9 protein-coding genes are annotated in these 20784 nt (G+C 48.1%); 6 read left to right on the top strand and 3 right to left on the bottom strand.

The features are described from left to right. Nucleotides 1-109 precede the first annotated feature (109 nt). Complete coding sequence (locus H6F93_RS31490; RefSeq protein WP_190642351.1) at nucleotides 110-538, bottom strand: gamma-glutamylcyclotransferase family protein; 429 nt, start codon at nucleotides 536-538, stop codon at nucleotides 110-112. Nucleotides 539-734: 196 nt separating this feature from the next. On the opposite strand from H6F93_RS31490, the gene leuS reads away from it, so the two are divergent. Both leuS and H6F93_RS31500 read left to right on the top strand, forming a co-directional pair. After that, nucleotides 735-3314: a leucine--tRNA ligase gene (leuS, locus tag H6F93_RS31495; RefSeq protein ID WP_190642350.1), complete on the top strand. Its 2580-nt coding sequence runs from the start codon at nucleotides 735-737 to the stop codon at nucleotides 3312-3314. 120 nt (nucleotides 3315-3434) lie between these two features. After that, a complete protein-coding gene (locus H6F93_RS31500) occupies nucleotides 3435-4118 on the top strand; it encodes a hypothetical protein (protein WP_190689773.1) in 684 nt (227 codons plus the stop codon). An 87-nt stretch (nucleotides 4119-4205) separates the two neighbouring features. Here H6F93_RS31500 and H6F93_RS31505 read toward each other — a convergent pair whose 3' ends face one another. Then, nucleotides 4206-13103: a beta strand repeat-containing protein gene (locus tag H6F93_RS31505; RefSeq protein WP_190689778.1), complete on the bottom strand. Its 8898-nt coding sequence runs from the start codon at nucleotides 13101-13103 to the stop codon at nucleotides 4206-4208. Between the two features lie 757 nt (nucleotides 13104-13860). Here H6F93_RS31505 and pcrA point away from each other — a divergent pair. The 3 genes from pcrA to H6F93_RS31520 all read left to right on the top strand — a co-directional run bounded on the left by pcrA (nucleotide 13861) and on the right by H6F93_RS31520 (nucleotide 18511). Then, the gene (gene pcrA / locus H6F93_RS31510) at nucleotides 13861-16209 is read left to right on the top strand and encodes a DNA helicase PcrA (RefSeq protein ID WP_190689781.1); all 2349 of its coding nucleotides are present in this window, start codon (nucleotides 13861-13863) and stop codon (nucleotides 16207-16209) included. A gap of 123 nt (nucleotides 16210-16332) precedes the next feature. Beyond that, entirely contained in the window at nucleotides 16333-17634 is a 1302-nt protein-coding gene (locus tag H6F93_RS31515) for a glycoside hydrolase family 3 N-terminal domain-containing protein (protein ID WP_190689784.1), read from the top strand. 103 nt (nucleotides 17635-17737) lie between these two features. Further along, nucleotides 17738-18511, top strand: a complete 774-nt coding sequence (locus H6F93_RS31520) for a TPM domain-containing protein (RefSeq protein ID WP_190689786.1) — start codon at nucleotides 17738-17740, stop codon at nucleotides 18509-18511. Nucleotides 18512-18565: 54 nt separating this feature from the next. Here H6F93_RS31520 and H6F93_RS31525 read toward each other — a convergent pair whose 3' ends face one another. Continuing rightward, on the bottom strand, nucleotides 18566-19306 hold the full coding sequence (locus H6F93_RS31525) for an SDR family oxidoreductase (RefSeq protein WP_190689788.1): 741 nt from the start codon (nucleotides 19304-19306) through the stop codon (nucleotides 18566-18568). A gap of 249 nt (nucleotides 19307-19555) precedes the next feature. Between H6F93_RS31525 and H6F93_RS31530 the strand changes: the two genes are divergently transcribed. Next, nucleotides 19556-20524 (top strand): AraC family transcriptional regulator, encoded by a 969-nt coding sequence (locus H6F93_RS31530; RefSeq protein ID WP_190642343.1) that lies wholly within the window; start codon nucleotides 19556-19558, stop codon nucleotides 20522-20524. The last annotated feature ends 260 nt before the right edge of the window (nucleotides 20525-20784 follow it).

The following is a 20784-nucleotide window of genomic DNA, read 5'->3' on the forward strand; positions in this document are numbered from 1 at the left end:
CTCGACGAAAATAACTCGATAAAAATAAAGCGATCGCAACGGATGGAAAAAGGGCATTGCTGATCTGATGTATGAATTTCGTAGGGTCATGGCATTGCCATGACCCTAACTAGAAACTGCTCCAGTGCCCTTCAGGGAGCAAAACACCACCCCAGTGCTTTGCCTGCTCAAGGGACATTCGATAGACCCAGGCTTTACCTACTGGTTGGCGATCGCTCCCCCAGACTTCAATCTCCTCCCGCTGATATTCGTTTTCCTCAGCAGGGCGATCGGGGGCATAGTTCTCCCATTCATCCAGATCCTTTAGGACAGTTGAGTCAGCAAAGGTCAGCAAAAATCCGTAAACCCAACCCTTTCCTAGCGTCATTGCCGGATAGCCCATTGGTAGCGCAAACAGTTGACCGGAGGCGATCGCTTCACACACCGCCACTACTTTCCCCGCACAATATCTTTGATAGGATGCTTCATCCGGTTTCAACGTTCCGTAGACGAATACTCTAACTAGAGGTGAGTCACAGCCCTGTTGAGCCTGGAGCATAGGAAGTAGACAGAGATCTAAGTTAACTGGCTCAAGATTCTATAACGTCGTCGTCATCCATGACCGATCGCCCATTACCAATTACGATGACTGCTAGCCCCGGTTAGCCCCACGAATTTGAGTAGCTAGGCTATTTCCGGGAAGTCACCATTTAGAATGGTGTAAATACTTAACGTTTGAATCAGGAGACCTGTGCGTGGAATCCCGTTATAACCCAGCGGCGATTGAGGAAAAATGGCAGCAAGTTTGGGCAGAGCAAGCGCTGTATCAGGCACTAGACGACAGCGACAAGCCCAAGTTTTACGCGCTGTCGATGTTCCCTTACCCGTCGGGCAACCTGCACATGGGACACGTCCGCGTCTACACGATTACCGACGTGATTGCTCGGCTCAAGCGAATGCAGGGGCATCGCGTTCTCAACCCAATGGGCTGGGATGCGTTTGGGCTACCCGCAGAGAATGCTGCCATTGATCGGGGCATTCATCCGGCAAAGTGGACGTATCAAAATATTGCTCAGATGCGAGCGCAGCTTCAGCGGTTGGGCATCTCCTTTGACTGGGAACGTGAGCTAGCAACCTGCTCGCCCGACTACTATCACTGGACGCAGTGGATTTTCTTAGAGTTCTTCCAGGCAGGGCTAGCCTACCAAAAAGAAGCAACGGTTAACTGGGACCCGATTGACCAAACCGTTTTGGCAAACGAACAGGTGGATAGTGAAGGGCGTTCTTGGCGATCGGGCGCTATGGTCGAGCGTCGCCTTTTGCGTCAGTGGTTCCTCAAAATCACCGCTTACGCTGAGCAGTTGCTCAAGGATTTGGATCAGCTTTCTGGTTGGCCCGAGCGGGTCAAGCTGATGCAGGAAAACTGGATCGGCAAATCTACTGGTGCTGAAGTCGTTTTCAAAACGGAAACTGGAGAGGCTTTGCCCATCTTCACCACTCGCCCTGACACGCTCTGGGGTGCAACCTTCATGGTGCTCTCACCAGAGCATCCTTTAGTAGAAAAGTTGACCACTTCAGAGCAAGCGGAAACTATTCAAGCCTATCAAGCTGCCGCTGCCGCTCAAAGCGAAATTGACCGCACGGCTGAGGATCGCGAGAAAACAGGCGTTTGGACAGGTAGTTATGCAGTCAATCCAGTCAATGGCGAGAAGTTGCCCATCTGGATTGCAGACTACGTGCTGATGGGCTACGGTACGGGCGCAATTATGGCAGTTCCCGCCCATGACCAGCGTGACTTTGAGTTTGCCAGAAAGTTTAATTTGCCAATTAAAGTCGTTGTTCAGCCAAACGACCAGACTCTTGATGCGGATAGCATGACCGCAGCCTTTGTCGGTGAAGGGGTAATCGTTCACTCTGAAGACTTGAATGGGGTTGCGGCTGGGAAAGCCCCAGGGCAAAGTGTTGAAGCGGCTGTTCAATGGCTGGAGAAAAACGGCAAAGGCAAAGGCACCGCAACCTATCGCCTGCGCGACTGGCTGATTTCTCGTCAGCGCTATTGGGGCGCACCCATTCCGATCATTCATTGTCCCAACTGTGGAGCTGTTCCGGTTCCAGCAGCAGATTTGCCTGTGCAGTTGCCAGAAGACGTAGAGTTTTCGGGACGTGGACCTTCCCCCCTAGCACAGTTAGAATCCTGGATTAACGTGCCCTGCCCCAGTTGCGGCACCCCGGCAAAGCGCGAAACAGATACGATGGACACGTTCATCGATTCCTCGTGGTATTTCTTGCGCTACCCAGATGCCAAGAATGGACAGCAGGCGTTTGATCCGGCAAAGGTGAATGGCTGGATGCCCGTTGACCAGTACGTGGGCGGCATTGAACACGCGATTTTACATTTGCTATATTCGCGGTTCTTTACAAAAGTGTTGCGCGATCGCAACCTGCTCAATTTCGACGAACCCTTCCAACGTCTATTGACTCAGGGTATGGTCCAGGCGGCTGCTTACAAAAATCGGACTACAGGTAAATACATTCCTCCGAGTCAGATTAACCCTGCCGACCCTAAAGATCCTGAAACAGGTGAGCCGCTGGAAGTCTCCTACGAGAAGATGTCAAAGTCAAAGTACAACGGCATCGATCCAGAACAGGTTTTGGCAAAATACGGCGCGGATACTGCTCGGATGTTCATTCTATTTAAGGCTCCACCCGAAAAGGATCTGGAGTGGGATGATGCGGATGTCGAAGGTCAGTTTCGCTTCTTAAACCGAGTTTGGCGCTTGGTGGCAGAGTTTGCTGAAAAGGGGCGATCGCCTGCCGCGTCTCCAACTCCAGCAGCCGAGTTAACCAAGCCTGAAAAGGAACTGCGATTTGCCATCCATTACGCCATCAAAGAGGTCAGTGAAGATCTGGAAGGCGAATATCAATTCAACACTGCGGTTTCGGAATTGATGAAGCTGAGCAATGCTTTAGCAGATTCCACTTGCAAAGACTCACCTATTTACGCAGAAGGAATCAACGCTTTAGTTCTGCTCCTGGCTCCCTTTGCGCCTCACATCGCAGATGAAGCATGGAAAGTGTTGGGACATTCTGGCTCAGTGCATCAGCAAAGCTGGCTTACGCCTGATCCAGCGGCACTGGTTGTGGACGAAATTCCGTTAGTGATTCAAATTAACGGCAAAACGCGAGGTACGATTCAGGTGCCTGCCCAAGCAGACAAGCCTGCCCTGGAACAGTACGCTCGTGAGTCAGAGATCGCCCAGCGCTACATCACTGATAAGGAAGTTAAAAAAGTGATTGTAGTGCCTGGGAAACTGGTGAACTTTGTAGTGGTCTAAACCCAATCGAATTAACTCTAATTGGCTGGCAAACAGTTTCTGACCGAGGCAGGATGTAGCTCATTTTGCCTTATGTCATTGTAGAGACAGGATCAGCAGCCATTCAAACGGGACAAACTCATGAAACTACAAAATTTAGGACATATATTGACTGGAGTTCTTTTGGCTGCTGTAGTTGCCTGCGCTCCTCCATCAACCCAAACGCCCTCTGCAAGCCAGGATATCCAACTTGAAAGTGAAGCTTCTTCAGATGAATCATCCCCTGAAGCTCAAAGCTATAGCGAGTCATCTGCCCCTGAGACTAAAACGGCTCAACTTAGTGTAGAAGGGGAAACAACTGAAATCGAGCTAGAACGCTTTGTCTCAGAGTCTTCACCTTTTATCACTTACTTTCCCGCTGAGGACTTCATGCCAGAGGTAGCAGGAGGAAGCAAAGAAGAGGGCGATCGCTTCTACTTCAGCCCAACGGGTACGCCAGACCAAAAAGCCTACGTCCAGATCGTTTTTCCAGAAGGGGCTTCTAGCTCTGAGGACGTGAAGGAACTAGTTTTGGGCGGTAAAGGCTTGTTAGCAGCCAACAATTGGGATGAAGTTAGTCAAAACAGTTCTTCTGCCTATCCCTGGGCAGTAGAGGAAATCATTTATGAGCAAGATACTGAAGCCGAAATCTACACAGGCGTTGTTTACATTGGCGAACAGAACGGTGAAGCTTTCTACGTAATAACTCACGCTCCGGTTGAATACGGTGATGGCTTTGATCCAAGAGCAAACATGATCTTAGAAAACTTAGAAGTCAGTAATTAGAAAATTGACAAGAACCATCAAAAGCAGAGAGGGAAGGGCGATCGCCCTTCCCTCTCTGCTTTTTCATCCTAAGGTGACTCTATTCCATCATGCTCGAATCTCAAAATCATTCGCCGTAATGGATGGAATTGAGCCAGTGTTTGTAGTTAACTGTGCAAACTGAACACCTGTGTAGAACAAGTTTCCAGTACCCAAGCTGTAGACAATGTTGGCACTGCCTGCTCCTGCGTCAGTTTCAACAATTGCAAAATCGCTCTCTTGGCTAAAAGCTAAACCTGGCCCGCTTTGCAGGCTAAAGGTAGTTTTATCCAACACAATTTTGTCGGTGTTGGATTGGAATCCTTCAATTCGGTCTGATCCCACATCGCCAGTTGCAAACACACTGCCGGTGTCATAGACAAAACGGTCAATTCCAGTCCCACCTTTGAGAACATCATTTCCTGCGCCCCCATTGAGGATGTCATCCCCGTTGTCGCCGTTCAAAATGTCATTCCCAGCTCCTCCAAATAGGAGGTCATTTCCTTCACTGCCAGAGATATCGTCATTTCCACCCAAACCAGAGAGTGTGTTGTTACCTCCATTTCCAGTAATGGTGTTGCTGGAATTATTGCCCGTACCGATGAGGGCATCACCAGTTAGAGATAGGTTTTCCAGGTTATCACTCAAAGTGAAATTAAAAGTAGATTGAACGGTATCTAATCCTCCATCGGTTGCCTCAAAGATAGTGTCAAGGTCATCAACGATGTAGGTATCATTGCCGCCACCGCCTTCCAAGATGTCAGCGCCATCGCCTCCAGTCAAAATGTTGTCACCTTGATTACCAATAATGCGGTTAGTAAGTCCATTGCCTGTGCCGTTGATGTTGCCTGCGCCCGACGCTAGGGTCAGGTTTTCAACGCCTGCTCCTAAAGTAAAGGTAACTTTAGAGATGACTAAATCAGCTCCAGAACCACCCATTTCATCAACTTGGTCGAGCAGACTATCAACATAGTAAGTGTCATTGCCTGCACCACCCATTAGAACATCGTTACCGGCACCACCATCTAGTCTGTTGTTACCAGCATTGCCAATGATAGTGTTTCTGAGGGCATTACCTGTACCGTCAATGTTGTCTTCTCCAGTCAGGGTCAGGTTCTCAACATCATCACCCAGCACAAAGGTGAATCCTGCTACAACGGTGTCGATGCCGCCGCCAGGGAGTTCGACGACGCGATCGCCTGCATCATCAATGAAGTAAGTATCGTTGCCCAAACCACCACTCATTTCATCAGCGCCTGCTCGACCATCCAAAATGTTGTCACCGCTATTGCCGATAATGGTGTTAGCTAAAGCGTTACCTGTACCGTTGATAGAAGCTGACCCAGTTAAAGTCAAGTTTTCGACGAAGTTGCCCAGCGTATACGTAACGCTAGAGTTTACTTGGTCAGTTCCCTGAGCCTCTAGTTCAACGATGACATCACCACCGTTGTCCACAATGTAGAGGTCATTTCCTGCTCCACCAGTCAGTCGATCTGCACCAGCACCACCATCTAACCTGTTGTTGCCTGTATTCCCTGTTATCGTGTTGGCAAGCTCATTACCAGTACCGTTAATGTCGCCAGCTCCAGCAGTCAAGGTCAGGTTTTCGATATTGCCCCCCAAAGCGAAGTTAACGCTAGAGCGAACTAGATCCAGCCCATCCCCGGCTTCAGTAACGGTATCTCCTAAATTGTCCACGATGTAGGTGTCATTGCCTTCTCCACCACTCATTGTGTCTGCTCCAGTTCCGCCGTCAATGAAGTCATCACCTGCGCCGCCGCCCAAGACGTTATTGCCCTCATTGCCGACAATGGTGTTATTCAAGGCGTTGCCATTGCCAGCAATATTGCCAGCTCCAGCAGTCAGGATGAGGTTTTCAACGTTATCACTCAAGCTAATGGAGACACTGGAACGAACGGTATCGATTCCCTGGTTAGCTTCCTCAAAAACGGTGTCGCTCAGGTCGTCGATGATGTAGGTGTCATCACCTGCTCCACCTCTCAAATGATCTACGCCTGCTCCTCCATTCAGGATATTGTTGCCTTCGTTACCTGTGATCGTGTTGTTTTCGGCGTTGCCTGTACCGTTGATGTTTCCGGCACCGATTGCCAAAGTGAGATTTTCAATGTTGGCACCGCTGGCATTGCTCAAGTCAAAGGAAATGCTTGAAACAATCGTATCTATTCCACCTTGAGCACCACCAATCGTTTCAGAAACAACGTCGCCTGTGTTGTCTGCAAAATAGGTATCGTTACCTGCTCCACCACTTAACAGGTCGGCACCAGCTCTACCATCCAAGATGTTGTTGCCTGCATTACCTGTGATGGTATTGGTAAATTCATTGCCTCTACCATCAATATTCTCAGTACCTGTTAGAAATAGATTCTCTACCGAGGTGCCTGCACCCAAAGTGTAAGATGCTCTAGAGAAAATAGCATCAACGCCTTCCCCAGCGTTTTCGGTAACGATATCGCCACTGTTATCAACGAAGTAAGTATCGTCGCCTACTCCACCAACTAACGTATCAGCGCCTTCACCGCCGTCTAAAATATCATTACCGACTCGTCCTTCTAGACGGTTATTGCCGCTGTTACCCAGGATTGTGTTTGCTTCGGCATTGCCAATCCCATCAATGTTAGTTGAACCGGTCAGTGTCAAGTTTTCTAGATTAGTGGCGAGGGTATAGGTGATGCTGGCTTCAACAGTGTCGATGCCTGTAGTTTCAGTGATGCGATCGCCCGCATTATCCACCACGTAGGTATCATTTCCTGCTCCGCCAATCAGTTCATCGGCACCCACACCACCATCTAGCCTGTTGTCTCCTTCATTTCCAGTGATTGTGTTGACAGAACCGTTGCCTGTACCGTTGATGTTGCCTGCACCTGTTAGAAGAACTAAGTTCTCAACGTTGTTGCTCAGGGTAAAGCTGACACTAGATTCAACGGTGTCGATGCCTGCATTGAGTTCTTCAACTACAGTATCGGCAACAGTGTCAACTACATAGGTGTCGTTACCGTTGCCCCCTCTCATTACATCAGCACCTACACCACCGTTAATTCGGTTGTTGCCGCTGTTGCCACTGATGGTGTTATTGAGAACATTACCTGTGCCATCGATATTTGCAGTCCCTGTTAGAGTCAGGTTTTCTAGATTGTTGCCCAGAATGTATGTAACGCTGGCTTCAACGGTATCGATTCCGGTGCCGGTTTCGATGACGCGATCGCCTAAATTATCGACCACATAGGTATCATCGCCGTCCCCACCAATCAGTTCATCAATGCCTGCGCTACCGTCTAAGCGGTTGCTGCTTTCATTGCCTCGAATGGTGTTATTTTCAGCATTGCCTATGCCGTTGATGTCACCTGCCCCTGCGACCAAAGTCAGGTTTTCTAGATTTGCCCCAAGGGTATAGGTGATATCAGACTCAACAGTGTCATTGCCAGCGTTAGATAGTTCGATAATGATGTCGCCTGCGTTGTCAACCACATAGATGTCAGCGCCCAATCCACCGCTCAGGTTGTCTACCCCTGCCCCGCCGTCAATTCGGTTATTGCCGCTGTTACCAACGATGGTGTTTGCCAGTCCGTTCCCTGTACCGTTAATATTTCCGGTTCCGGTCAGTGTCAGGTTTTCGACGTTTTCACTCAGAGTGAAGTTGACGCTAGACTCAACTGCATCAATTCCAGCGTTTTCTGCTTCGATGGCGGTATCGCCAATGTCGTCCACCACATAAGTATCACTGCCAGCTCCACCACTCATTACGTCAGCGCCAGTACCCCCATCCAATCGGTTGTTGCTGCCGTTACCGATGATTGTGTTTCTGAGCGCGTTACCTGTACCGTTAGTAGCTGTTCCAGTTAGGGTCAGGTTCTCGAAATTAGCCCCCAGCGTGAAATTAACACTGGATTCAACTCGGTCAATGCCCGCGTCTGCGTCTTCAAACACAGTGTCGCTGAGGTTATCGATGCCATAAATGTCGTCGCCCAGCCCGCCGCGCATAACATCAATGCCTGCGCCACCATTGAGAATATCGTTTCCGGCTCCACCTTCCAGAGTATCGTTGCCTGCCAAGCCAGAGAGGATATTGTTGGCTCCGTTGCCGATGATGGTGTTGTCGCCCGTGTTGCCAATACCATCAATGTTTCCGACACCGATGAGTTCCAGGTTTTCAAGGTTAGAAGCGAGGGTGGAGGTAATACTAGAACGAACTGTATCAATTCCTGTCCCTACTTCATTAATGACATCACCCTCGTTGTCAGTGATGTAGAGGTCGTTGCCATCGCCGCCGCTGAGCAGGTCGGCACCTGTGCCACCATCTAGAACATCGCTGCCAATACCTCCTTCTAAGACATCGTTGCCAGCCTCGCCTCTGAGGATGTTGTTGCCGGCATTGCCTCTGATAGTGTTGCCGAGTTCGTTCCCTGCGCCATCAATATTGCTGGTTCCAGTTAGAGTCAGATTTTCCAGGTTGTCTCCTAGTGTCAGGGTAACGCTGGATTCGACAGTATCTAGTCCTGTACCAATTTCAATGATGCGATCGCCTACATTGTCAATCACGTAGGTATCGCTGCCATCGCCACCCACCAACTCATCCGCGCCAGCACCACCATCTAATCTGTTGTTCCCAGAATTACCGATGATCGTGTTAACCCCAGAATTACCTGTACCGTTGATGTTTTCTGTTCCGGTCAGCGTCAAGTTCTCAACGCTGTCACCTAGTGTGAAAGTAATACTTGATTGAACCAAGTCAACGCCTTCGTTGAGCAATTCAGTAACAGTATCGCCAGCGTTGTCAACAATGAAGATGTCATTGCCTGCGCCACCACTCATGATGTCTGCGCCAGCAGCACCATCAATTCGGTTATTGCCGCTGTTGCCTCTGATTGTATTATTGCCTGCGTTACCTGTACCGTTGATGTCCAGTGTGCCTGTTAGATTCAGGTTCTCAAGGTCGGTTCCCAAAACAAAGGTGACACTTGATTCAACAGTGTCAATGCCTGCATTGGAAGCTTCGATGATTGTGTCGCCCAGATTGTCTACGACGTAGGTGTCGTTTCCTAAGCCACCAGTCATCTCATCTGCGCCAGCACCACCATCAATCCGGTTATTGCCGCTATTGCCAATGATGATATTGTTGAGGGCGTTGCCGGTGCCGTTAATGTTGCCTGTCCCAGTCAAGGTCAGGTTTTCAAGGTTGTTGCCTAAAGCAAAGCTGACACTAGATTCTACGAAGTCAATTCCAGCATCTAGAAGCTCAGTGACGCGATCGCCTGCATTATCAACAATATAAGTGTCATTTCCTGCGCCACCATTAAGGCTATCTGCTCCGGTTCCTCCATCGAGTCTGTTATTGCCACTGTTGCCCATGATGGTGTTGTTCAAGGCGTTACCAATACCATCAATGTTATCCGAACCCGTGAGGAAGAGGTTTTCAACGAATTCGCCATTGGTTGCTAGATTGAACGAGACGCTGGATTCAACTGCGTCGATGCCAACACCAGAGACTTCCTGAATGCGATCGCCCACATTATCCACAATGTAAGTATCGTTTCCTAAGCCACCAATTAGTAGGTCGGTTCCAGCACCACCATCCAGGATATTGTCGCCATCAGTACCAGTAATGGTATTGGCACCAGCATTACCCGTACCATTGAGGTTCCCAGATCCTGTCAAGGTGAGATTTTCAAGGTTATTACCGAGCGTATAGTTGACATTGGATCTGACCGTGTCAAGTCCTTCGTTAGAGTTTTCTGAGATAAGGTCGTTAATGCTGTCAACAATGTAGGTGTCATCACCTGCACCGCCACTCATCACATCATTACCTGCACCACCGTCTAGAGTATCGTTGCCGCCGTTGCCAAAGAATGTGTCATTGCCACCCAAACCATTCAACGTATTGTTACCGTTGTTGCCAGTAATGGTGTTAGCTACATCATTACCTGTTCCATTGACGTTAGCGGAGCCAGTTAAGGTCAGATTTTCAAAGTTTGCAGCTAGGGCAAAACCAATACTAGAGTTGACTGTATCAATCCCTTCGCTAGTTGCTTCAGTAACAACATCACCAGCAGCATCGATAAAGTAGGTATCATCTCCGATGCCACCTACCATCGAGTCGTTGCCTACGCCTCCGTCCAGGATGTCGTTACCCGCACCACCAACTAGGACATCATCTTGCCCACCACCGCCGAGGGTATTGTTGCCGCTGTTGCCAATGATTGTGTTTACACTCTCATTACCTGTACCATTGATGTTCCCTGTACTAGCTAGGGTCAGGTTTTCTAACCCAGCACTCAGGGTGAAATTAACACTAGCATTTACGGTATCCGTTCCCTCATTAACATTTTCAGAAACAACATCGCCTGCATTATCTACAACGTAGGTGTCATTTCCCAAGCCACCCCTTAATGCATCTGCTCCAAGTCCACCATCTAAAATATTGTTGCCGCTGTTCCCAATGATGGTGTTGTTCAGGTCATTACCTGTACCGTTGAAGTTTCCTGTTCCTTCTAGGGTCAAGTTTTCAATGTTCGCAACTAGAGTAAAGGTACTTCCTGCCAGGATAGTATCAGTGCCTTCTCCAGCCAGTTCAGTCACAACATCGGTAGACGCGTCAACAATGTAAGTATCGTTGCCCGCGCCTCCAGTCATTGTGTCGTTACCTACGCCTCCGTCTAGGAGATCATTTCCTAATCCACCTAGCAACGTGTCATCACCAGCACCGCCACTAAGGACATCGTTACCTGCCAAACCACTGATTGTATTGCTGCCGTCATTACCCGTTATTGTGTTAGCAAGGTCGTTGCCTGTACCGTTTAGATTGACTGTGCCGCCCAAAGTCAGGTTTTCTAGGTTACCACTGAGGGTAAAGGTGGTGCCATTAGCTGCGCTTGTGGCAAAGACGGTGTCTGTTCCTTCATTTATGTTTTCGATGGCGCGATCGCCCACAGCATCAAAGAAATAGACATCATTGCCTATACCACCCAACATCGTGTCACTGCCTACACCACCATCGAGAACATCATTACCTGCACCACCGTTCAGAGTGTTGTTACCGTTGTTGCCTGTAATTGAGTTCCCTAGAGCATTGCCTGTTCCATTGATGTTGGCGTTGCCAGTCAACGTCAGATTTTCTAAGTTGGCACCTAGCGTGAAAGAGACGCTGGAATTAACCAAATCGGTTCCTTCTTCAGCATTTTCGACTACTGTGTCGCCAATGCCATCGATGGTGTAAATATCATCGCCAGCCCCACCTCGCATAATATCATTGCCAACACCGCCCTCTAAGGTATCATTGCCAACGCCACCCTCTAAGGTGTCATTGCCAGCACCACCCGTTAGGATGTTATTGCCGCTGTTGCCAACTATGCTGTTAGCAGCAGCATCGCCTGTTCCATTGATATCAGCCTCGCTGTTAAGGACTAAATTTTCCAGGTTGTTGCTAAGAGTAAAAGTATCGATAGAAACGACCGTATCAATTCCACCGCCTGCTGCTTCAACGATAGTGTCACTCGTGTCGTTAACAATGTAGAGGTCATTCCCTGCACCACCGATTAGGGTGTCCGTTCCGTCACCACCATCTAAAGTATCGTCACCAGTGCCGCCAGTGAGGGTGTCATCTCCACCGCCACCACTTAAACTGTTGTCACCACTGTTTCCTGTAATTCGGTTGTTCAGGTCATTACCTGTGCCTTCAATCCCATCTGTTCCACCCAGGACAAGATTCTCAACATTGTCAGCCAGAGTGTAGGCACGGAGTGCGGAGATTACAGTATCATCGCCGCCATCGGTGTTTTCGGTGACAATGTCTCCTTCGTTATCAATGACATAGGTATCATCCCCATCATCACCTGCTAAGGTGTCAGTTCCTTCACCACCATTGAGATAGTCGTTTCCTGCGCGCCCTTCTAATGTGTTGGCACCACTGTTACCAATGATAGTGTTATTCAAGGCATTACCGATGCCGTTGAGGTTGGTAGTACCCGTTAGAATCAGATTCTCGACCTCGTCGCCCAAAACAAAATCAATGCTGGAAATAACTCTATCAACGCCACCACCAGGAGTTTCATTAATAGTGTCATTAAGGCTGTCAACGATGTAAGTATCATTACCAGCTCCACCCGCCATGCTGTCGTCACCAATGCCGCCATCCAGGAAGTCATTGCCATCACCACCTTGTAAGATGTCGTTACCTGCTGCACCTCTGAGGGAATCGTCACCCAGCCCACCCGTGAGAATGTTGCTGCCACCATTGCCAATGATGGTGTTGTTGAGACTGTTACCTGTTCCACTGATGGCTGCGCTGCCTGTAAGGGTCAAGTTTTCAACATTGCTTCCCAAGGTAAAGGAAACAGTCGCGTTGACGGTATCCGTTCCTGCATTAGCACCTTCGATAGCGGTGTCTCTGACATTGTCAATAAAATAGAGGTCGTTACCCACGCCCCCTCTCATTGCATCAATGCCAATTCCGCCATTCAGGGTATCATTACCTGCATCTCCCTGAAGGATGTCATTGCCACTGTTACCGATGAGGCTATCATTACCCGCACCGCCTATCACGATGTCGTTGCCTGCTCCACCGTTCAGAATATTGTTGGAGGTATTTCCAGTGATTCTATTGTTGAGGGCGTTACCTGTTCCTCTGATTGCCCTGCCTGTTAAGGTGAGATTCTCCAAGTTACTGCCTAACGCCCAACTGGCAGATGCTTGAACCGTATCTATACCCTGGTTACTTCCCTCAATAATTCTGTCACTGGCACTATCTACTACGTAGATATCGTTACCAGCACCGCCTCTGAGGGTGTTTGTACCTGTACCACCATCGAGGGTGTCACTACCGTCACCGCCATCTAGCAGGTCGTTGCCATCTAAACCAAACAGTACATCGTTACCGGCAAGCCCAAATACAGAGTCAGCACTATTAGTGCCCCGAAGTGAATTGCTTCTGGAATTGCCATTGATAGTTGCCATGTTTAATCACCCTCGACCAGGATTAGTATTTGACTGAAAAGCAAAAGGAAGTGTTGATTTTAAGATTTCCGCTCTCAAAATCAGTTAAAGTTCTCGCAGTGTGAGAATGCTCTATAAGAGAGTTCTTCTCCATCAGAAAGATCACTTAACTAGGTGAAGAAACTCTGATGTGCTTAAGAAGTTCTCAGGATTTTCACTAGGATCGTGTTTCGTAAAGTTGCTACTGCTACGGATATACATTCATGCTGTAGAGCTTTGGATCGTCTCTGATACACCTTTAAACTGAGGCTTTGATTAGAGTACCCATCCCCTCTTGGTAATTCGCACAATCCGTTTTTTTACAGAAGATGAAACTGATGGGGAACTGACTACGGGCAGTTTCGTTCATGAAGTAAATTTACAGAGGAATTTTTCACTCTCGGTATCTGTGCTGATTTGGTACTGCTAAAATGCAAATTTGTGTTGGTTAACGTGAATTAAAGTGAGCAATTTGAAGGGTTGACGACTTTGCCCTAATAGACTTTTTGGTTTGTTCGATTCAACAAATTGGACTGCATCTACTAGCCCACAAAATTTCCTCAAATTTGTGGGTCAATCAAAAGCGTTCAGTATTTCCGTGGAGGCGCTGGTACTTGTCTGCTGTGGAGATACTGGCGAATAGGCGATCGCCCTGCCTCCGCCATGAAGCTTATAAATACGATACTCTTGACTAGAAGCAACTTCTCTTTAAGTCGCTTGACTGTCGTTCTAGCCATCCATGACCCAAACCATCGATTATCTCAGTCATCTCAATCCATCTCAGCGTCAAGCAGTTGAACATTTTTGCGGTCCGCTGCTGGTTGTAGCAGGGGCAGGTTCTGGCAAAACGCGGGCACTGACTTACCGAATCGCCAATCTAGTGCAGACGCATCGAGTTGACCCGGAAAATATCTTGGCCGTTACCTTCACGAATAAGGCGGCACGGGAGATGAAGGAACGGATTGAGAAACTGTTTGCCGACCGGGAGGCGCAGGCAAAGTATGGCAAGCCTCTAGAAGCTCTGCCTGAGCGAGATCAGGTAAAGCTGCGATCGCACGTCTACAAAACCATTACCAAAGAACTGTGGATCGGCACCTTTCACGCCCTCTGCTCCCGGATTTTGCGGTTTGACATCGATAAGTATCAAGACCCGCAGGGACGAAGCTGGAAGAAAAACTTTTCAATCTTTGACGAATCGGATGCTCAAAGCCTGGTCAAAGATATTGTCGTGAACCAGCTCAACCTGGATGACAAGAAGTTTGATCCGCGTTCCGTTCGCTATGCCATCAGCAATGCCAAAAACCAGGGCTGGTCGCCTGCTGATATGGAGCGGGAGCAAGCCAATTTTCGGGGACGCACGATCGCCAACGTCTATTCTATGTATCAGAGTGCGCTGGTTGAAAACAACGCTCTCGATTTTGACGACCTGATTTTGATTCCGGTGCAGCTTTTCCGCCAGAATGAGCAGGTTTTGGCATACTGGCACAAGCGATTTCGTCACATTTTAGTAGACGAATACCAGGATACTAACCGCACCCAGTACAACTTGATCAGCTTACTGGTGACCAACGGTGCAGATTCGCGCAAATTTAATGACTGGAACTACCGATCTATCTTTGTGGTGGGCGATGCGGATCAGTCAATCTATTCTTTTCGGATGGCGGACTTCACTATTCTGCTAGACTTTCAGCAAGATTTTGGTGATGGCTTGCCCGATGACGACACCCGCACAATGGTAAAGCTAGAGGAAAACTACCGCTCTACTGAAAACATTCTGCAAGTTGCCAACCACCTGATTGAAAATAACACTGAGCGGATTGATAAGGTGTTGCGTCCAACACGGGGAGCAGGCGAAACGATTTTTTGCTTTCGAGCGGACGATGAAGTCGCCGAAGCAGAGTTTGTAATTGGTCAAATGCAGCAGATGGAGTCCCAGAATCCAGAATTGAACTGGGGCAGTTTTGCCATTCTCTATCGCACTAATGCTCAATCTCGCTCGTTTGAGGATTCGCTACTAAAGCGCAGCATTCCCTACACGGTTGTGGGTGGGCTGCGATTCTACGATCGTAAGGAAATTAAGGATGTGTTGGCGTATTTGAGGGCGATCGCCAACCCTGCCGACACTGTGAGTCTGAAGCGCATCATCAACACCCCTCGTCGCGGCATTGGTAAATCTACGATTGACCGACTTGAGACTGCTTCCAGAGAGTTGAACGTACCGCTGTGGGAAATTCTTAGCGATGAGACTTCTGTAAAGACTCTGGCAGGACGGTCTTCTAAATCCGTCCTTAACTTCGCTCAGGTCATCCAATCCTGGCAGGAAAAAGCCGATTCTTTGCCTGCTTCCCAAATTGTTCAGGGCATTTTAGATGACTCTAGCTATTTGCAAGACCTGAAGATTCAGGGCACCGACGAAGCAGAAGAGCGCCTGGGCAACGTTCTAGAACTTTACAACGCGGTTCTGCAATTTGAAGAAGATACCGAGGACGCGAACTTATCGTCCTTTCTGGCAAATGCCTCACTTGCTTCTGACCTGGATAACTTGCAGGAAGAGCAGCAGTCCAAAGTTTCGCTGATGACGTTACATTCCTCTAAGGGACTGGAGTTTCCAGTTGTCTTTCTGGTAGGCATGGAGCAGGGGTTGTTTCCCAACTTCCGCTCTCTGGAAGACCCTGCCGCGATTGAGGAAGAACGCCGTCTCTGCTATGTGGGCATTACTCGTGCGAAGGAACGGCTGTTTCTCACTCACGCCCGTGAACGACGGCTGTATGGCTCTCGTGAACCTGCCAGTCCGTCGTTGTTTTTGGCAGAGCTGCCTCGTGACATGCTGCTCTCAAATAGTGCGAAGGCAATTCCTGTGCGCTGGACGCAGCCGAATGCCGAGATTAAGCAAAAAGTCGCTGATTTGCCCAACACCCATGAGGATGACTGGACAGTGGGCGATCGCATTATTCACAAAGCCTTTGGAGAAGGCAAAGTCACTCACATCTTCGGTGCAGGTAACAAAATCTGCCTCGCTGTCAAGTTTCCTGGCATCAGCCAAAAAATCATCGACCCCAAAATTACTTCAATCCAACGTGTGGAATAGGAAACTTATATCTCGTGAAGAGGTGAGCTTGGAAAAATACCTACCATGGGTCGCTGTTGAATTGCGAAAGAGCAGCCAGGAGGTTGTATCTAAAATAGAGCAATCTTTGGTTGATTTGTCTTCATGTTTTTTCTGCTTAAAAGTTTAAAGCTGCTTCTGGCGATCGCCACATTATTCTTTGCCTGTATCTTCAGAACTCCTTTTGCTGCGGGATGGAGAGGATGGACTTTTGGGTTAATTCTTTTCATGAGCTTAGGAATTATTGCTTCTGAACTCATTACCTGGAAAGGAGAAAGAACAAAAACAAAACTCATTATTCAGTTTTTGGTGGTGGCGATCGCCAGTTCTGGCTTTTTCATTGCAACCGGTACAGAAGCCAGATTCAACTGGATTAAACAGAGCGTACTCAACACAGAAATTATCCGATTAGAGAATTTAGGTCAGCATTTTGTGGTGGGGTATAGGAACTTTGATGAAGTTAGAGAGTTAGTTTCTAAGCGGGCGATCGGAGGAGTTTTTATCACTGCTCGTAATGTGCAAAACAAAACAAAGGACGAAATCAAGCAGGAGATTCAGACCTTACAAACAATTCGCCAAGGTCAAGGATTGCTTCCTCTATGGATTGCTACCGATCAGGAAGGAGGCATGGTATCTCGATTGTCTCCGCCGCTGACGCTGCTACCTCAACTTTCAAGCCTGATTGACAGCGCAGCCATTGACCGAAGCAAAGACGAAGTTGTGAATTATGCAAAAACTCACGGTAGCGAGTTAGCCGAAGTTGGAGTTAATTTGAACTTTGCGCCAGTTGTGGATTTAAACAAAGGCGTTATTAACCCCAAAGATAAATTCTCACAAATTTATCAAAGAGCAATTTCTACAGATGCAAACATTATCACAAAGGTAGCTTCCTGGTACTGCCAAACTCTAGAAGAATATGGTGTGAGATGTACCTTAAAGCATTTTCCTGGACTGGGAAGAGTGGAGACAGATACTCACCTTGAAGATGCAGAGCTTCAGACTCCGGTTGAGGAGTTAGCCCGTGAAGATTGGATACCTTTTCGGACACTAATGTCTGATACACAAGCTTTTACCATGTTGAGTCATGCAAAACTAGTTGTGGTAGACCCTGAACACCCAACTTCATTTTCTAAATCAGTGGTGACAGGGATTTTGAGGAATGACTGGAATTATGATGGCATTTTGATTACGGACGATTTCAGTATGGGAGCCGTTTATCGCAGTAAAGACGGATTGAGAAATGCAACGGTTAAAGCGATTAATGCAGGAGTTGATCTCGTTCTCATTTCTTATGATAAAGATTTATATTATGAGGCGATGGATGCTTTGTTGAAGGCGGATTTAAGGAATGAGTTAGATCAGCAAGCTTTAGAAGAAAGTCGCAGAAGACTGGAGCCAATTTCATAGAGATACCCGTTTTGCCGCATTTCAAAGCATTCTATCGATACGGAGGACAAAGTCTGTTTAGAACCAGTAGGATCAAGCTATGAGGTTGCTGGCAGAACGATGAATGCTCAAGCGAATTTTTGGGATTGCTTTTTTGCTGCTATCACTCATGTTATTTACGCCAACTGCTCTGGCCGTTTCTTTGGATGCCGTACCCAATCTCCAGCAGCTTAATGGAAGGGTAACAGATATGGCTGAAATGCTTAGCCCTGACACAGAGGCAGAGTTGAATCAGCTTGTCTCAAAGTTAAATACTGAGAAGGGCAGTGAGGTGGTGATTATAACTGTGACAGAAACTCCAGCAGATATTACCTCAAAACAATTTGCTGCCAGCTTATTTGACCGTTGGGACATTGATCACTCGGCTCAAGTTCCTGGAGTTTTGCTACTGGTTTCTAGGGGCGATCGCCGCATTGAAATTCGGACTGGAATCAGAGCTATTGGAATGTTGCCAAATAGCCGCGTTCAGCGAATTATTGCACAGATGCAGTCATCTTTCAGGCTAGAGCGGTTTGACCGTGGAATTTTAGTTGGCGTTCAAGCGCTGGTTCAAGTCTTGCAAGGTTCTCGTCATACCTCGTTTCCAGCCTGGTTAGCTTTTTCTCTCCTATTTGCTGTAAGTGGTAGCATTGCCGTCTTCGGTTGGCTAAGAGGTTCGCCTAGAAGCACTTTTGAGGGTATCAGCGAAGATAACTTTCGGGAGTGCATTAACTACTATCGCAGCACTGGGAAAGATATCAGCACCATCTATGGCGGCAATGGAACTGATACCTATGGCGGTGGTGATGGTGGTAGCTGTGGCGGTAGTGATGGAGGCGGTGCTGGAGGGGGCTGGTAGTCGAACAACTTAGCCAAGAGGTATTGATTTCAACCCTCTAACATCAGTTAGTGCTTAGCTGCTCTGCCCGGTCGGTCGAACGATGATTTCATTCACATCTACATCTGCGGGCTGCTCGATCGCAAAGGCAATGGCACGGGCGATCGCCTCTGCTGGGATGATCGCCCCGCGAAATTCTTCTACCCACTGTGCTGCTTCAGCATCGGTGATAGTGTTGGGAAGTTCAGATTGGGTCACTCCAGGTGAGATCACCGTAACCCGGATATTCGTCGATTCTTGCCGCAGTCCTTCAGAGATGGCCCAGACTGCAAACTTGGTTGCACAGTACACGGCGGCTGTCGGATATACGTTGTGTCCGCCGATCGAGGATAGATTCACGAACTGCCCAGAGTGTTGCTGCTTAAAGGTCGGCAGGGCAGCAGCGATGCCGTGAAGGACACCACGAATGTTTACGTCAATCATGCTATTCCACTCGTCGATCTTTAACACGTCTAACTTAGAAAGCGGCATTATGCCTGCATTGTTCACCATTACATCAAGGCGACCAAACTTGTCTTTGGCAAACTCGACAAAGGCTTGCATCTCCTCAAGGCTAGTCACGTCCAGAGCGTGATATTCTGCTACGCCACCTTTCTCACGGATTTCGGAGGCGATCGCTTCGAGGCGATCGGTGCGTCGTGCCCCTAATACAACCCGTAAACCCTCACGAGCAAGTAATCTAGCAGTAGCTTCACCAATACCGCTACTCGCGCCTGTAATCAGCACAACTTTTTGGGTATTTTCGTTAGTTATCATGAGACTATCTCTCCTAAATGAAAGGGTGATAATTGCCGTTAAGATTTAGCTTCACCTACTAGTTAGCAGCTTGAAGAATAAACGCTTTTTGCTTTTTCACGGACAGGTTTATCGTAGGCTGAATCCGCTTTTGCCTAAATACACAGTCCTTGCAAATGATTGCCTAATCCTCTCAAGTAGGGCGTTAGTTAGAGAAAACATTCTCTATAATGAACCCATGAAAAGTGTTCCATCAGTCAGGAAATCAGCATGACGGTCAAGACACTAAACCATGAAGCTGCGATCGGCGCTTCTCCTAGTAGGGAGGCTTTGCTAGCGCAGCAGCGCTTGGCGATCGCCAAATGTGCAGAATTGGCGGCATTAGTTGATCGGCACACGAGCAGTGAGAGAAGCGGCTATTATCCAACCGCGATCGATCCTTTAGTGTTTGTGCGTTGTGATAATTCCAAAACTATACAGGATGTTAGTGAACCACTGTTTGCTATCGTGGTGCAGGGTGAAAAAAAGTTATCGCTCAATGACGAAGTCTTTCAGTATGGTGTTGCTCAATATTTGGTGATGTCGGTGGACTTGCCGCTGAGCGTCTGCATGATAGAAGCGACACCCGATCAACCTTATCTCGGCTTGAAGCTAAAGCTAGACCCCGTCCAACTCTGTGAGATTATTGCTCAAACGAATCCAGATATCGATAAGCAAGAAAACTCTGTGAGAGGATGGTGCGTTAGTGATGCCGGCCCGTCCTTGATTGATTGTGCCATTCGGTTAGCAACGTTGTTAGATACACCGCAGGATATTCCGTTTCTCGCTCCGATGATTGTCCGCGAAATCTATTACCGTCTACTCACCGATAAACAAGGTGAAGCGGTTCGTCAAATTGCCACCTCTGGCAGTAATATGCAACGCATTGCGGAAGTGATCAGACAAATCAAAGCAGAGTTTACCAAACCGCTGCGAGTTGAGGAGTTAGCTGAACAGGCGAACATGTCTGCTGCCTCGTTCCATCGCCACTTCAAGACAGTCACCTCAATGAGTCCTCTGCAATATCAAAAACATCTGAGACTGTTAACAGCGCGTCAGATGATGCTTGGTGAGGCGATCGATGCAACTCAGGCTGCTTATCGAGTTGGATATGAGAGTACTTCGCAATTTAGTCGTGAATATTCCCGGATGTTTGGTGCGCCACCAATGCGGGACATTGAACGGCTGCGAACGGCTTGAGCAGAAACTCCTGCTTTGCACTCAAGGGGAGGGTGGATCTGTAGTAAAGTCTATCGAAACGCTCTTTGGAGTCAGTGTTTGAGAAGATGAGATCGGCAGCGATCGCTTATCTCTAGAAGTTTTTGCGATATAACCAGCGTCCGTTCGTTGGGACTATAAATACTTTGACGCAGGGTTTAAAGCAGAGAGCGGCATTTCAAGACAAGTTGAAACGCCGCTCTCATTGTTGTCTTTCGCTTCTACCCGCGTTCAGGATGGTC

This window comes from Leptolyngbya sp. FACHB-671, assembly GCF_014695745.1.
Lineage (GTDB): Bacteria > Cyanobacteriota > Cyanobacteriia > Elainellales > Elainellaceae > JAAUTN01.